Genomic DNA, 15,541 nt, shown 5'->3' on the forward strand with positions numbered 1-15,541 from the left:
CTCACCCCAGGGGCTTTTTTCGTTCAGGAACGTCGAAAAGCGCGATAAACGGTAAAACGCTGATTCTCCCGCAATCGTTCAACCGGGCCGATACAGCGCTTCATCAATGGCTCGTAGGGCAGAAAACTGTTCGCCACCAGGCGCACCTCACCACCCGGCGCCAGATGGCGCACTACCTCCCGAAGAAAACGCTCAGTCATCGACAGGTCTGTTCTGACACCAGAGTGAAAGGGTGGATTACTGAGAATAACGGGCCATGAACCCTCGATGCCCGGAAGGCCGTCCGAAGCCATGATCCGCCCGGAAACGCCATTGCGCTCATAGGTGGCCCTTGCACAGATAACGGCCTGGGACTGAACATCAATCCCGTCGATCGTCAGCCGGGGAAGGTCCTGCCGCTCTTGCCAGCGATGGAGCCAGGCACCGAGGACACCCGCACCACAGGCAAAATCCAGAACCGGGCCAGACCGCAGAGGCGCCCTGTCCAGCGTTTCCATCAGCAAGCGGGTACCGTCGTCCAGCTCACCAAGACTGAAAATACCGGGCAGTCCGGCAACATCCAGGTGAACCGACTGGCAGTCAATCCCGGTCCAGGTCATCCACTCCCGAAGCGAGAATTCTGGAAGAGGTTCGATATTCTCAGCACACCAGACCTGGCAATGCCGGGCGCTATCGGTCTTGGTAGCCTGCGGCGCCACGGCCTTGAGTTGTTTCACGGCCCCGGCAATGCCTTCTTTCTTCTCACCTACCAGCACCAGTCGAGCGCGGGGTGCTGCCAGCCAGCGTGCCAGGGCAAGACGCAGGTCAAGCTCCGCCCGGGCCTTGGGAAGAAAAACCACGAGTGTGTCAAAGGTATCGGCAGCCAGAGCAGGATCGTCGTAGCCAAAACAGATCTGCCAGCCGTCGCGCCCGCTGAGTGAGGCACACACACCGGCATGCTCACTCATTGCCATACCGCCAGCGGGCAAATCCGTCAGCAGCTCACCAGCGGATACGCCCAAAAGGGCCAGCCTCCCCTGCACAAGGTGGCGGTTTCGCAACAGGACTTCATGGGAATTGGGCAATGACATTGATGGGCTTATCCCGAGTGGGTAGTTCAAAGACGGGATATGCTAACCGGAATGAGCCCTCGCGTCTCCCTTGAAAGACGGAGACCGGAGGGCCTTCAGAGAGGAAATACCATCAAATCTTCAATCACTTGTAACGGGCAACCGTTCCAACCCTCAGGGCGTCCTCCGGTGACATACCCCAGTCCTCAGCCTGACCGGCATCAGACGATTTCCGCCCCCGACCCCGTGACTCCGCGCTGGCCGTGGCATCTTTCCTCTGGTTCAGAACTGTCAGGGCTTTTTGCATCAATTCTTTCATGGTCACACTCCTCGCTTACTGCAGTATCTACTCTAGCAAAGCAGGAGGTGACCAACTGTGATGACGCCGAGGGTCAGGAAGTGACGCCCTTCACGAATTTTTGACGCAATTTTACATTCTTCACTGCATGATTTTCTGGCGTCCAGAGCGTACCGGCCTCTGAACCAGCTCATCGATGCTGTTCTGCCGTACCCGCTCACGATCTTCCTCGCAGGCTACCGACAACCCCATATCCCGCAGAACCCCATCCGAGACATCGTAGACAAAGCCATGAACCGTGAGCGGCTGACCCCGCCGCCAGGCTTCCTGAACAATGCTGTTCTGGCAAACATGCCCCACCTGCTCAACCACGTTGAGTTCGCACAGACGGTCGACCCGATCCTGAACGCCCGGCAGGGCATCGAGTACTTGCTGATGCCGGTCACGGACATCCTGAACGTGTCGAAGCCAGTTGCTGATCAGTCCAAATCCTTCATTGAGCAATGCCGCCCTGACGCCGCCACAGCCATAGTGGCCAACCACCAGGACATGTTTGACCTTCAATACTTCGATGGCGAACTGCAGTACCGACAGACAGTTAAAATCCGTGTGGACAACCACGTTGGCCACGTTCCGGTGAACAAAAAGCTCCCCCGGCAGAAGATCGACGATCTGGTTGGCGGGCACGCGGCTGTCTGCGCAACCAATCCACAGGTATTCCGGTGCCTGCTGATTCGACAGGCGGGTAAAAAACTGCGGATCCTGGGCCTTGATACCGTCTGCCCAGGCCCGGTTTTTTTCCAGAAGATGGTCAAGCTGACCCATTATCCCACTCCGTTTGATGATTCCCGTCCGGCGATTGAACGGGAATACGCATCCCAAAGCAATACTCAGTTGGTCTGCACTTCCACCTCCGCATGAGGCTGATGCATGGTGCTCTGGGCCAGATCCAGCAACTCACGCAGGGCCACAGAGAACATGGCGTACTCCGGCTCCCGCACACCCTTGAGCTCGGAAAGCATGGATTTCCAGCGGTCGATCATCTGCTGATGGCGGGACAGCCACGCCTCCACGCAGGCCGGCACGTCTTCCGGCTTGTCTGCCAGCTTCAAGACACCGGTGGTTAGCGCCCGCTGCTGCCAGTCGAGATCTTCCCGGAAACTTTCCCGGGCCAGGGCCTGCCAGTGTGAGCCGGGCTGCAGCGATGCAATGGCGCTCGCGAACCAGTTCAGATCCAGGCGGTCACCCAGCTCATAGTAGAGATTGGCCACCGTCTTCAGTGGCATGCCAGAGGCTTCGTGGGCCTCGATGATACCCAGAGACGAGTACAGGTGGCCGGTACCCGAAACCACGGACGCCAGCTCTGATGGCAGCCCGGCATCCACCAGAGCCTGATGCCGTTTCTCCCAGGTGGTTTTCGCCTGATCACCAAGATACTCGGGCAGCCCCGCTGTAATCGCCCAGACGCTGTCGGCAAAGCGCTCCATGTGGTGCTGAATGCTCAGCTCCGCCCGACGGTTGCGTAACAGCCAGCGCACCGAACGGCGCATCAGGCGCATCAGGTCCTGCATCAGCTCCATCTGTAGCTGGGCTGAGACATGGAAATCCAGAGCTTCAATCCTGTCCCACCAGTTATCAATGCGGAACACGTCACGGGCGATAATCCAGGCCAGAGCAATAGAGGCGGCATCGGCCCCAGTAGACTGGTTCAAACGCTCCACAAAGGTAATCCCCATGTGGTTGACCATGTCATTGGCAATCTGTGTCGCGATGATTTCACGCCGCAGCTGATGCTCTCCCAGCTCCTTCGAGAATTTCTGGGTCAGATCCCTGGGAAACACCTTGTACATTTCACCGGCCAGCAGGGGATCGTCAGGCAGGGTGCTGTCGATCAAGGTCTGCTTCAGGTCGCCCTTCACATAGGAAATGAGAACCGACAGTTCCGGCCGGGTCAGCCCTTTCTTGTCCAGCTTGCGCTCGGACAGGGTCTCGTCATCGGGCAGGAACTCCAGGGCACGGTTGAGCTTGCCCTCGCTCTCAAAGGTATTCATCAGCCGGCGATACTCTTCCAGCCGGGTCGCTGCATCCTCGCTGGCAATACTGATGGCCTGGGTCTGCCGGTAGTTGTTCTTGAGCACCAACTCCGCGACGTCATCGGTCATCTCCTCAAGCATGATGTTGCGCTGCTTGTTAGTGAGATCACCCATGGCAACGGCCCGGTTGAGCAGGATCTTCATGTTGACCTCGTGGTCAGAACAATCCACACCGCCGGAGTTGTCGATAAAGTCCGTGTTCAGGCGTCCGCCCTTGAGCGCAAATTCAATGCGACCGAGCTGGGTAAGCCCAAGGTTGCCGCCCTCACCGACCACCTTGCAGCGAAGATCCGAACCGTTGATCCGCAGACCGTCGTTGGCCTTGTCGCCCACATCACTGTGGGATTCACTGGCGGCCTTCACATAGGTGCCAATGCCACCGACCCAGAGCAGGTCGACCTGGGCCTTGAGGATGTGCGAGATCAGCATGTTTGGTGGCACCCGATCCGATTTGATACCCAGCAGTTTCTTCATTTCCGGGCTGACCGGGATAGATTTTGAATTCCGGCTGAAAACCCCGCCTCCCTTGGAAATCAGCTTGCTGTCGTAATCGGTCCAGGCGGATCGCGGAAGTCCGAACAGACGCATCCGTTCCTTGTAGCTCTTCTCCGGATCCGGTGAAGGGTCGACAAAGATATGCACGTGGTTGAAAGCAGCGACCAGCTTGGTCTTCTCTGAGCACAACATGCCATTGCCGAAGACATCACCACCCATGTCGCCAATGCCGATGGCGGTGAACTCGTCCAGCCCGGGGTTGATGCCCATTTCCCGGAAATGCCGCTCTACAGAGACCCAGGCACCCCGGGCCGTGATGCCCATTTTCTTGTGGTCGTAACCATTGCTTCCGCCGGAGGCGAAGGCATCGCCCATCCAGAAACCGTATTCCGAGGCCAGACCATTGGCGATGTCCGAGAAGGTTGCCGTACCCTTGTCAGCCGCCACAACCAGGTAATGGTCGTCGTCGTCATGACGGATCACCCGTTCCGGCGGCGCAATGCCGGCATCCACCAGATTGTCGGTGATATCCAGCAACCCCCGGATAAATGTCTTATAGGCTTCGATGCCCTCGGCCTGGAAAGCCTCCCTGTCCGACGGATCCGGCAGGCGCTTGGCCACAAAGCCACCTTTGGCGCCAACCGGCACGATAACCGCATTCTTGACCTGCTGAGCCTTGACCAGCCCAAGAATCTCGGTGCGGTAATCCTCAAACCGGTCTGACCAGCGCAAGCCGCCGCGGGCGACCTTGCCACCCCGCAGGTGTACGCCTTCGACGCGCGGCGAGTACACGAAAATCTCGAACATCGGCATGGGCAATGGCATGTCCGGAATCCGGGATGGATCAAATTTCACGCTGATGTAGGGCTTGGGACCACCGGACTCGCCATGCTGGTAGTAGTTGGTACGCAGTGTCGCCTGGATCAATTCCAGGTAGAGCCGAAGCACCCGGTCTTCACTGAGGTTCTCCACATTTTCGAGGCCGGCATTGAATTCGATTTCCAGTTTCTGCTGGGCCGCCTGGCTCTTCCCGGGGCTCTGGTAACGCTCCGGATTGAAACGTATTTCGAAAAATTCCAGCAGCAGGCGGGTCAGCTCAACGTGGTTCACCAGCGTGTTGGAGATAAAGGTCTGACTGTTGGAAAAGCGTATCTGGCGCATATACCGGGCGTAGGTCCGCAGCAGCGCGATTTCCCGCCAGCTCATGTAGGAAGAGAGCAGCATCCGGTTGAAGGCGTCGTTTTCCGCTTCTCCGTACCACACCCGGCGGAACAGCTCCTCAAAGATCGGACGGATACGATGAATATCGACAACAGTTCCCTGGTGAGCCTGGAGCGTGAAGTCGTGAATCCACACCGTTTTGTTGTGCCGGTCGGTGACCTCGAAGGGGTGTTCGCCGATAACCCGGAAGCCGAGGTTGTCGAAGATCGGCATCACATCGGAAAGCGGCAACGGTTCGTCCGGGTAGAAAAGCTTGAAATGCAGCGTGCTCTCGTCTTCTTCCAGAGCCCGGTAGAAGCTCATGGCAAGGTCATGATTGTTCGCCGATGAAGCGATATGCTCCAGGTCGATCGCCGCTCGCCTGGGCGAGAACATATCGGTGTAGCTGGCCGGAAAACCGCCCGCCCACAAGCGATAGAGCTCATTGCCCTGCTCTTCGCCCCAGGCCTCACTCAGGGCTTCAGACAACCCATCACGCCAGGACTGGGCAAGCTCGATAACCTTTTCCCGGATCTCCGCCGTGGGCAGTTGGCGGTTCTCGACCTGGGGTACCCGGATGGTGAACTGGACCCGCGCAAGGACCGACTCGGAAAAGTGGGTGACAAACTCGACGTCTTCCGCTCCCAACCGGTCAACCAGCACCTGCTCGACTTTCAGCCGTAGTTCGGTGTTGTAGATGTCCCTCGGAAAGAACGCCAGACAGGTAACGAACTGCCCATAAACGTCTTCCCGCAGGAACAATTCGATCCGGCGACGCTCCTGGATGTACAGGATACTTTTGGCCACCTTGAGCAGTTCATCCTGCTCGATCTGGAACAGTTCGTCCCGGGGATACACTGTCAGGATCTGTTCGAGTTCTTTACCGGCGTAGTCGTCACGCAGAAAACCGGACCGTTTCATCACGCTCTGGAATTTACGGCGCAGCAGGGGAATCTCGTCCGGCCGCTCGTTATAGACGCGGGCGGTGTAAAGGCCCAGGAACCGCCGCTCACCGACTACCTCGCCTTTGCTGTTGAATTTCTTGACTGCGATGTAGTCCGGGTAGGCGGGCCGATGCACCCGCGAGCGCTGGGCCGATTTGGCGAAGATGAAAATATCATCGCTTCGGGTCATCTCGTGGCGCGTGCGCTGCGGCAGTTCGTTCAGGCGAACCCGGTCCGGGCGCTCGTTATTGACCCGGAGGATACCCAGTTCGGAATTCTCTACCCGACGCACCACCATGCCACTCTTGTCCTTGGCAAAGTCGTACTCATCGTAGCCAAGGAACGTAAAATGGTCCCGGGCGAGCCATTCCAGAAACGCCCTGGCCTCTTCTTTCTGCTCCTCGTTAATGCCCGCCGTGGTGTTGTCCAGCTCACCGAGAATCTCGTTCACTTTCTCGGTAACTACCGGGAAGTCGCTGACAGCGATCCGCACCTCATGAAGCACGTTCTGCAGGGTATCTTCCAGATCACGGAGATCCTCGGGATTACTGTGCCGATCAATCTCGAGGACAATGAACGCCTCGTAGTCCGAACCGGAGGCTTTCTTTTTAGACGTGTGCAGCTTCTCGAGTTTGCCATTCTGGTCGCGGTTCACCTGCAGGATCGAGTGCTGGATAGAATGGGTACCGATCTCCCGGTGGTTGATCGCAATGCGCAGGGAATCGATCAGAAACGGAATGTTCGGATGCAGGATAAAAACAACGGTGTGGGTCGATTGCCAACCGTCACTCTCCAGGTCGGGGTTGAAAACAGCAACCGGAGTTTCCTCGGCAGACCGCTTCTGCAGAAACTGCCAGGCGGCCAGAACGGCGCCGTAGGTATCCGCAAATCGTCGACTGACCAACTCTTCAAGGGGAATATGAGCATAATGCTGCTTGGCAAATTCGCTGATTTTCTTGGCTTCGGTTTTGGAAATCTTCTTAGCGAAAGCGTCAGCCAACTGTTCAAAGAATTGATCCTTGCTGGCCACTGTCAGCGCATTCATGGTCGACCTCAGTTAGTGTGAAATAAACGTAATCGGCGTATCGTCACATAAGCATAGTCAAACCCTTGATTTTTGCCGGCCAGACGCCAAAACTTCGGCAACTACCTACGCACGATACGGGTTTCTCCGGAAAATCCTCAGATACAGAGAGCAGTCATTTCCAATGTCGCTACAGCATACGTTCGGTGAGTTACGGGAACAGTTAGCCAAACGGATAATCGGGCAGGAAAAACTGGTGGATCGTCTGCTGATCGCGCTTCTTGCCGACGGCCACCTGCTTGTAGAAGGCGCCCCGGGGCTGGCAAAAACCACGGCGATCAAGGCGCTTGCCGACCATCTGGAAGGCGACTTTCACAGAATCCAGTTTACGCCAGACCTGCTGCCCTCAGACGTTATGGGCAGTGAAATCTACCGCCCGGAAACCGGGCAGTTCGAATTCCAGCGCGGCCCCATCTTCCACAACCTGGTGCTTGCGGATGAAATCAACCGTGCGCCTGCCAAGGTGCAGTCTGCCCTTCTCGAGGCCATGGGTGAACGCCAGATCAGCGTCGGGATGCGCACGTTTCCGCTGGACCGGCTGTTCCTGGTGATGGCCACCCAGAATCCCATTGAGCAGGAAGGTACCTACCCGCTGCCCGAAGCCCAGCTGGACCGCTTTCTGATGCACGTGGTTATCCACTACCCGTCGGCGGAAGCGGAGAAGGCCATCCTGCAACTGGCCCGTAACGATTATCGTCACGGCCTTCCGAAAACGGACCTTCGCCTGACGCCAGACCAGGTGTTTGATGCCCGCGCGGAAGTCGCGAACATCTACATGGCGGAACCCGTAGAGCAATATTTGTTGGCCCTGGTGCTGGCAACCCGCGACCCGGCGGCACTGGACCCGGAACTGGCCCGGTGGACAGCCTTCGGCGCCAGCCCCCGTGGCACCATCGCCCTGGACCGCTGCGCCCGGGCGTTGGCCTGGCTAGACGGCCGGGATTACGTAACACCCGACGATGTCCGAGCCATGGCCTTCGATGTGCTACGACACCGCATCCTCCTCACGTTCGAAGCAGAGGCCGAAGGCATGACCGCTGACACGGTTATCGAACGGCTGATCGAACGTGTTCCGGTGAGCGCCTGAAGCCATCGACGGAAGCAAGACACGGGAGCCGTCAGGCATGGGCAACACCGACGCAATAACGCACATCGGCCTACCGGATCTGATCCGCCTGCAGGCAGACGCACGGGCACTGAAACTGCCCTCTGCCCGCCCGGTTCGGACGCGTCAGGCCGGCTTGCAGCGCTCGCCGCAACGCGGCCGGGGCATGGCGTTTGCCGAGGTACGGTTGTACCAGCCCGGGGACGACATCCGTAGCATCGACTGGCGGGTAACGGCGCGGCGTCAGGAGCCCCATACCAAGCTTTATGAGGAGGAACGGGAACGGCCCGTTCTTCTTCTTTGCGATCTCGGCCCAAGCCTGTTTTTTGCCAGTACCGGCGCCTTCAAGCAGGTTCGTTGCGCACAGATCGCCTCCATTCTGGCCTGGCTGGCACTCTGGTCGGGCGATCAGGTAGGTGGCATTGTCTTTAACGACGAGGCCCTGAGAGTGCTTCGCCCGGCGCGGCGGAAGAAATCAGTGCTGCGACTGCTGGATACTCTCGATGAACTGCAAAGAAGTGATAATCGAGGGCCGGAACAAAACGAGCCGTCCGGCCAGAGCCGCCTGGACATGGCACTGACCGAGGCTCGCAGGGTGGCCCATACCGGTAGCCGGATTTTCGTGATCAGCGATTTCCTGGATATCTCAGAGGAGACGGGCACCCTGCTCGGCGCGCTCGCCCGCCATAACGGCGTTAGCGCCCTGAGGATCGTGGATCCATTGGAAAAAGAGTTGCCGAAAAGCGGACGCTTTGCGGTGGCCGGCCCGGACGGACCGGTGTGGTTCGATGCCGGAAACCTCCGGTTCCAGAAGGCCTGGCACGAGAAAGTCACCAACCATGAACGCCGGCTGGCAGAGTGTTTCCGTACCTCCGGCGTTACCATGGCAGAAGTGTCCACGGCGAATGACCCCGCAGCGACCCTCAAATTGCTGCTGGGACCCGGAGGCCGCATAGGATGAACCCGCAGGATCCACTCAGCCAGCTTCGGGACATTCACCTGCCTGAAACAGGGGGCCTCTGGCCTCCGGCGCCAGGTTGGTGGGTATTGGCCATTTTGCTCATTGCTGTGCTTGCTGCCCTGGTCTGGCTGTTTATCCGGCGGAGACAAAGAAACCGGTGGTTCCGCTCCGCTCGGGCCGAACTCGCCAGACTGGAACGATCAGCAGCCACGACCCCCGCGTGGTTCACACAACTGAACACCCTGCTGAAGCAGGCCGCCCGCGAGCGCTACCCGGAACAGCACCCGGAAGCGCTGACCGGCGATGCCTGGGTGGAATTCCTGTTAAAGACCGCCCCGAAGGACCGGGTTGCGTCCAGACCGGTCGCCGAAGCGCTGGTTCACAGTGCCTGGCGACCTGAGGTTTCAACCAAGCCGGCCGACGCCCTGGCGTTCGCCCGTTTGTGGCTGGGAGGTCAGAAATGCTGAATCTCGCCTGGCCCTGGGCTCTGGTTCTGGTGCTCTTGCCCCTGATTCTCAAATGGCGCAAGCCCGGAGCGCAATCGGTCGACGCGCCCGTGTTGCCGGTTGGCCACTGGCTGTCGGACCTGCCCGGTGTCAGTCGTCGTGGCAATGCCGTACCGCTCTGGCAGCAACTGTTGCTGTTCCTGATGTGGACGCTTCTGGTGGTTGCTCTGGCACGGCCGCAGCATGTGGGCGAGCAGGTCCAGATGCCCGTTTCCGGCCGGGATCTCATGCTGGTCGTCGACATCTCCCCCAGCATGGATGAACAGGATATGGTCCTTCAGGGCCGGAGTATTAATCGATTGCAGGCGGTCAAGCGCGTGCTTGATGACTTTATCTCCCGCCGCCAGGGTGACCGGTTAGGTCTGATCCTGTTCGGCACCGAGCCCTACGTACAGGCGCCGCTCACCTTCGATCTGGAGACGGTCAGAACCCTGATGCGTGAGGCGGGCCTTGGCATGGCCGGGCGCGCCACGGCCATTGGCGACGCCGTGGGCCTGGCAACGAAACGCCTGAGAAACCGGCCCCAGGATCAGCGCGTTGTGGTCCTGCTGACTGATGGCGCCAATACTGCGGGCGAAATCACCCCAGACAAAGCTACCGAAATCGCCGCGGCCGCCAGCATTCGCCTGTACACCATTGGTATTGGCGCCGAGTCCATGGTCCAGCGTGGGCTGCTGGGTTCGCGCCGGGTCAACCCATCCAGGGATCTGGACGAAAACCTGCTAACCCGCATGGCCCAGCAGACCGGCGGGGAGTATTTCCGGGCGCGCAGCCTGCCCGAGCTGGAGCTTATCTACGAGAGCATTGATCGACTGGAACCGATCGAGCTTGAAGGCAAGTTCTATCGGCCGGTAACCGAGCTCTATGTCTGGCCTGCCGGGCTCGCGGTCATTCTGTGGCTGGCGCTGTTCCTCGTCCGCCACGGGCGGGAACTTGTTGCTGAAACCCGCCGGAGCAAGGAGGAGGAAACGCATGTGGGCTGACTTCCATTTCCTGCGCCCGCTCTGGCTGCTGTTAATCCTGCTGATACCGATACTGTATCTTGCATTCCGGCAACTCCGCATGGGCGACAGCGGATGGTCCCGGCTTATTCCGGCCCGCCTGCTCTCGCCCCTGATTCGTCACAACGGCAGCTCGGGCCAGTCGAACAAGTCACCTCTGGTTCCGGCCTCTTTGGCTCTGATCATTCTGTCCCTGGCCCTGGCCGGACCGGCCTGGCGGGAGGCACCGACACCGCTGAAACAACCTGGCGACAGCCTCGTGATCGCACTGGACCTTTCACTGTCCATGCTGGCAACGGACGTGGAACCTGATCGACTGACCCGGGCCAAACGGAAGATCCGGGATATTCTCGAACTTCGGGAAGGCAGCCTGACCGGCCTGCTCGTCTTTTCCGGCGATGCCCACGTGGTGACACCGCTGACCGATGATGGCCGTACGATTGAGGGCATGCTCAACGTGCTGGACCCGGTGATCATGCCGGCGACAGGCAACCGGGCCGATCTCGCCGTTGCCCGCGCAAAGGCATTGCTGGAACAAGGCGCACCGGGCGAAGGTCGCATCCTGTTAATCACGGACAGCATCAATGACGACTACGAAGGTACCATTCGGGACACGCTTTCCGGCACCGGATACGCGCTCAATACCCTGGTCGTCGGCACCGAGAACGGAGGCCCCATTCCCCTCGCCCGGCGCGGTTTCATAAGGGAGAACGGCGACATTGTCATCAGTCGTGCTGAACCCGAAGCGCTGGCGGCACTCGCCCGCAGCAGCGGCGGCCAGAGCCATGAGCTGACCCTGGACGACACCGATATTGAAGCGCTCGACCTGAGCCCGCGGGACAGTGACGACTGGCAGGATTCCGAGGACGGCCTGACGGTCAATCGCTGGCAGGATGACGGTTACTGGTTGCTCTGGCTCGCGCTGCCGCTGGTTTTGGTGGGGTGGCGCCGGGGGGCTCTCAGTGCGCTTGCTTTGATCCTGCTGCCGGTCTGGCCGCAGCCGGCAGCCGCCATAAGCTGGGAAGAACTCTGGCAGAGGGAAGATCAGCGAGCTCCCGCCTTGATTCAGGACAACCCGGAATCAGCCGCCCGCCAGCTTGAAGACCCGGAATGGCGGGGCTCTGCGCTCTATCGTTCCGGCAAGTTCGACAGCGCCGCCGAAGCGTTTGCGCGCAATCAGGGTCCCCGTGCCAGTTACAACCGGGGCAATGCCCTGGCCCGTGCCGGAAAACTGGAAGAGGCCCTGGCTGCCTATGATGCGGCGCTGAACGCAGCGCCCGACATGGAAGACGCCCTTCACAACCGGAGAATTGTCGAGGAACTTCTGAATCAAAAACAGCAGAACCAGAACGGCAATCAGGATAACAACCAACAGGATTCCCGGGACTCCCAGGGCGACGGCAGTAATCAGCAACAAAACCGTCAGGACCAGAACGGAAACAGTGAAAGCGAGAATCCCGGCAGTCAGGGGAACAGTCAGCAGCAGAACCCGGAAAACAACGAGTCTTCTTCCGACACGGAGAATCAGCAAGGCGGCCAGACGGCTGAACAGAATCAACAGCAGGCGGGCGAGCGCGGAGATCCCGAGCAGGCTTCCGGGGAGCAGGAAACCCCGTCCGGCCAGTCCCCGGCACCCGCCCCTATCTCTGAAACGCCGCTGACCCAGAGCCAGGAGCAGTGGCTCAGGCGCGTCCCTGACAATCCGGGCGGATTATTACAGCGCAAATTTCTGCAGCAGTATCAACAACGCCAGACTCCATCCGATGAGGGCGATACACCATGGTAAAACGGCTGATGATTCCCGCCGTCTGTCTGTTTCTTCTGACGGCACTCTGGCTGCCGGCCCAGGCACAACCCCATACGCAGGCCCGGCAACTGACAGTCGAGCCGGACCGGACCCGCCTCTATGAGGGTGAGGTTCTGACCCTGACCGTAAAAGGCAGCATGGAGATAGACATCAATCTCGGCAACCTGTTCGACTTCGACATGTCGAGCTTGCCCAAGCCTGATATAGAGAAAGTGGAACCAGATTTTGAGATCCTGGCCCAGAACCAGCAGTACAGTATCCGCACCGTAAACAGTCAGATGGTGGGTGAAATCACCTGGACCTACCAGTTGGCACCGAAAACCACCGGCGAACTGACCATTCCTGCACTCACCTTCAAGGATGCTGTTTCGGAGCCGGTTACCGTGGAAGTCGTCGACGGCTCGCCGCCAGACCAGGCCGCGCCTGGAAGGGACAGCTTTATCGAGCTGTCCGCCGATAAGGATGAAGTCTATGTGCAGGAGCAACTGATCCTGACAGTACGGCTTTTCTTCAGGGGCAACCTCATTCGCGGCGAGCTGTCTGAGCCGACCCATCCCCATGTGATTATCGAATCCCTGGGCAGGCAGCAGGAATTTTCACGCTATCGCGACGGTGTGCGATACCGCGTGGTGGAGCGGCGCTACGCGATCTTCCCCCAACGACCGGGAACCTTGAAGCTGCCCCCCGTACGCTTCGAGGGACAGGCCAGAGATGCCTCTGGCAGCCTCCGTTTCCTGAGGGACAGTGAGGAGCTTTTTGAGGTGCCGGTCAAGGATGTCCCGGCCCAGTTCAGTGGCGATACCTGGCTGCCGGCAACAGGCTTGTCGCTTGAGGAGTCCGGGCTTCCTCCGTCACTGGAAGTCGCGACCGGCGAAAACATTACCCGAGAGATCAGGCTGACGGCGGCGGGCTTGCCCGGGGAGGCACTGCCACCCTTACCCGATACGGTCCCGGACGGACTGAGAAGTTACCCGGAAGAGCCAGAGAGGCAGACCGAAACAACGCCGGCAGGCCTGACCTCTTCGCTGAAGCAATCCGTGGCTCTGGTACCGGTTGAGGCGGGACAGATGACGTTGCCAGCCATTCGCATTTACTGGTGGGATACCGAAGCGGATCGGGAACGCGTTGCCGTCATCCCGGAAAAAACCCTGACGGTGACGGACCCGAATACCGTCGCCGCCGAACCGCCGCAACCCGCGAATGGAGAACCGGCCCCTGAACCGGACACGATTAGCCCGGAATCATCGACTGACCGGACAGCACCGGAGGCCGGGCCGTGGCAGTGGCTCACCCTGGCGTTCGGCATACTCTGGGCCGGAACCTTGATGGCATGGTGGTGGTCGCGCAAAGGCGCCAAGAACGCCCCCGCCTTTACTCAGCACAATGACGATGAAGATGTCGCCTTCGAGCACCTGATCACGGCCGTGAGAAGCGGTTCAGCCCAGACACCGGAGCTGCTGGTAGCATGGGCCAATCGGCACAGACCCGGCGAACACTTCCGTTCCGCGTCTGACGTTGTGCACCACTTCCAGGACGAGACCATGGCAACAGAGCTCGGCAAGCTCCAGGCCCGGTTCTTTGCGCCAGACCATGGCAACGAAGACTGGGATGGACGGCCACTGGCCCGGACTCTTGAGGCCATTCGGAAGCGAAAACAGACGCGGGCAAACGCCGATCTGCCTCCGCTTTATCCCGAGGGTCTCTCCTGAGGATCAGTCAATCAGTTGCTGATCGATCACAACCGCTACCGGCGCTTCCTGGCTCTCGTTAACGGCTACAGGAACGTCGGTGCTGCCCTGCCAGTCTCCTGCCTGGGCGGCCACATTGCCGGAACGACTGAGACGGGCGGTTACAACCACCTCGTCAACACTGGAAATGGTAGCCTGCGGTGACATGGCGTACCGGTCGTCCAGCCGGATCTCCACCGGCAACTGATCTGCCGTCAGCCGGGCTACTGCCAGAGGCGGGCCCTGCTGGACATTGGGCTGGCGAGCAAACAGGAACAGAGTGGTATCTGCAGGCACCTGATTCTGGAAATCCTCGGAAAGCGTTACCCGAACGGTAACCCCAGCACCAGAGGTTTCGGCTGCAGCCACCTGTGCCGGTGGTTCCTCGCCGAGACGCGTGTAGGCTTCACGAATACCTTCCCGAATGGAGCCAATCTGGGGGTGGTCGGGTGCTACGGTTTCGATTCGCTCCCAGTACTCGATGGCTTCCCGATAGTTCTGCTGGCTGAAGGCGTTGATCCCCAGCAAACCGAGGGCATTCACTTCATCCGGGTTCAGCTCACGGGCCTGCTCAATGGCCGCCGTAACCTCTTTCGTCATGGCGCCCTGGCTCCCGAAGAACAACGCCTGGGCAGACAGACCATAAGCAACGGCTCGCGCCCGACTATCGTCATTAACACTGCCGGCCAGTTGCCGGAACGCCCAGGCTGCATCGTCGAAGCGTTCCAGACGCATGTAGGTGCGTCCCAGCATTGCCCAGCCGTCCGGATTATCCGGGCTGGCTTCCAGCCGTTCCCGGAGCTGCCCTGAGAGCTCGGTCATCTGGGCCTGCCTCGATCCTTCGGTGGTTCCCATTTGCTGCATGGTAATGAACTGTTCAACCCGGTCCATCGCGCCCCAGCGCTCATACAGATAAACCGTGGCAGCCGGGATCAGTAGAATCGAGACCAGGGCCACTGCCATGGCACTCCTGCCGCCACTGATCACGGGCCTCACCTGGTCCTGCTCCGGAACGTCATCGAGCATGCTTCCCGCAAGCTCCTCCTTGAGTTGCCGGTAATTTTCGTCGTCCAGAATACCGGCCTCGTATTCATTGTCGAGCTCCTTCATCCTGGAGCGATAGGCCATCAGATTCTGGTTTTTCAGGTCCGTCTGCTTCCTCGTGCCGAGCCGATGGAAAAAGACGGGGTACAAGACAAACAACAGGGCAAGAACAATCAGTACCGTTGCGGCAATCCAGAAAGTGTCAGTCATGGAATTTCAGTCACAGG

General features: G+C 59.5%; 11 protein-coding genes. 6 read left to right on the forward strand and 5 right to left on the reverse strand.

What is annotated here, in order from left to right:
- Window positions 1–23 precede the first annotated feature (23 nt).
- The 4 genes from BM035_RS16530 to BM035_RS16540 all read right to left on the reverse strand — a co-directional run bounded on the left by BM035_RS16530 (window position 24) and on the right by BM035_RS16540 (window position 7,124).
- Window positions 24–1,070, reverse strand: a complete 1,047-nt coding sequence (locus tag BM035_RS16530; RefSeq protein ID WP_008173127.1) for a class I SAM-dependent methyltransferase — start codon at window positions 1,068–1,070, stop codon at window positions 24–26.
- 124 nt (window positions 1,071–1,194) lie between these two features.
- Entirely contained in the window at window positions 1,195–1,368 is a 174-nt protein-coding gene (locus tag BM035_RS22655; protein WP_008173126.1) for a hypothetical protein, read from the reverse strand.
- 120 nt (window positions 1,369–1,488) lie between these two features.
- Window positions 1,489–2,172, reverse strand: coding sequence for a carbonate dehydratase (can, locus tag BM035_RS16535; RefSeq protein WP_008173125.1), 684 nt, complete (start codon window positions 2,170–2,172; stop codon window positions 1,489–1,491).
- 65 nt (window positions 2,173–2,237) lie between these two features.
- Window positions 2,238–7,124, reverse strand: a complete 4,887-nt coding sequence (locus BM035_RS16540; RefSeq protein ID WP_053112434.1) for an NAD-glutamate dehydrogenase — start codon at window positions 7,122–7,124, stop codon at window positions 2,238–2,240.
- A gap of 163 nt (window positions 7,125–7,287) precedes the next feature.
- Here BM035_RS16540 and BM035_RS16545 point away from each other — a divergent pair, with 163 nt between their 5' ends.
- From BM035_RS16545 to BM035_RS16570, 6 genes are read left to right on the forward strand one after another with little or no spacing between them, the layout of a single operon-like run.
- A complete protein-coding gene (locus BM035_RS16545) occupies window positions 7,288–8,250 on the forward strand; it encodes an AAA family ATPase (RefSeq protein ID WP_008173123.1) in 963 nt (320 codons plus the stop codon).
- A 37-nt stretch (window positions 8,251–8,287) separates the two neighbouring features.
- Complete coding sequence (locus BM035_RS16550; RefSeq protein WP_053112436.1) at window positions 8,288–9,229, forward strand: DUF58 domain-containing protein; 942 nt, start codon at window positions 8,288–8,290, stop codon at window positions 9,227–9,229.
- Window positions 9,226–9,696, forward strand: coding sequence for a DUF4381 domain-containing protein (locus tag BM035_RS16555; protein ID WP_008173120.1), 471 nt, complete (start codon window positions 9,226–9,228; stop codon window positions 9,694–9,696). Before BM035_RS16550 ends, BM035_RS16555 begins: the two co-directional genes overlap by 4 nt.
- Complete coding sequence (locus BM035_RS16560) at window positions 9,690–10,718, forward strand: vWA domain-containing protein (protein WP_082220533.1); 1,029 nt, start codon at window positions 9,690–9,692, stop codon at window positions 10,716–10,718. The genes BM035_RS16555 and BM035_RS16560 overlap by 7 nt, the downstream gene beginning before the upstream one ends.
- Complete coding sequence (locus BM035_RS16565) at window positions 10,708–12,522, forward strand: vWA domain-containing protein (protein ID WP_053112438.1); 1,815 nt, start codon at window positions 10,708–10,710, stop codon at window positions 12,520–12,522. Before BM035_RS16560 ends, BM035_RS16565 begins: the two co-directional genes overlap by 11 nt.
- Window positions 12,516–14,252 (forward strand): BatD family protein, encoded by a 1,737-nt coding sequence (locus tag BM035_RS16570; protein WP_053112440.1) that lies wholly within the window; start codon window positions 12,516–12,518, stop codon window positions 14,250–14,252. Before BM035_RS16565 ends, BM035_RS16570 begins: the two co-directional genes overlap by 7 nt.
- Window positions 14,253–14,255: 3 nt before the next feature.
- Here BM035_RS16570 and ccmI read toward each other — a convergent pair whose 3' ends face one another.
- Complete coding sequence (ccmI, locus tag BM035_RS16575; RefSeq protein ID WP_053112442.1) at window positions 14,256–15,524, reverse strand: c-type cytochrome biogenesis protein CcmI; 1,269 nt, start codon at window positions 15,522–15,524, stop codon at window positions 14,256–14,258.
- Window positions 15,525–15,541 lie beyond the last annotated feature (17 nt).

The sequence above is a fragment of the Marinobacter sp. DSM 26671 genome, from assembly GCF_900112835.1.
Taxonomy (GTDB): Bacteria; Pseudomonadota; Gammaproteobacteria; order Pseudomonadales; family Oleiphilaceae; genus Marinobacter; species Marinobacter flavimaris.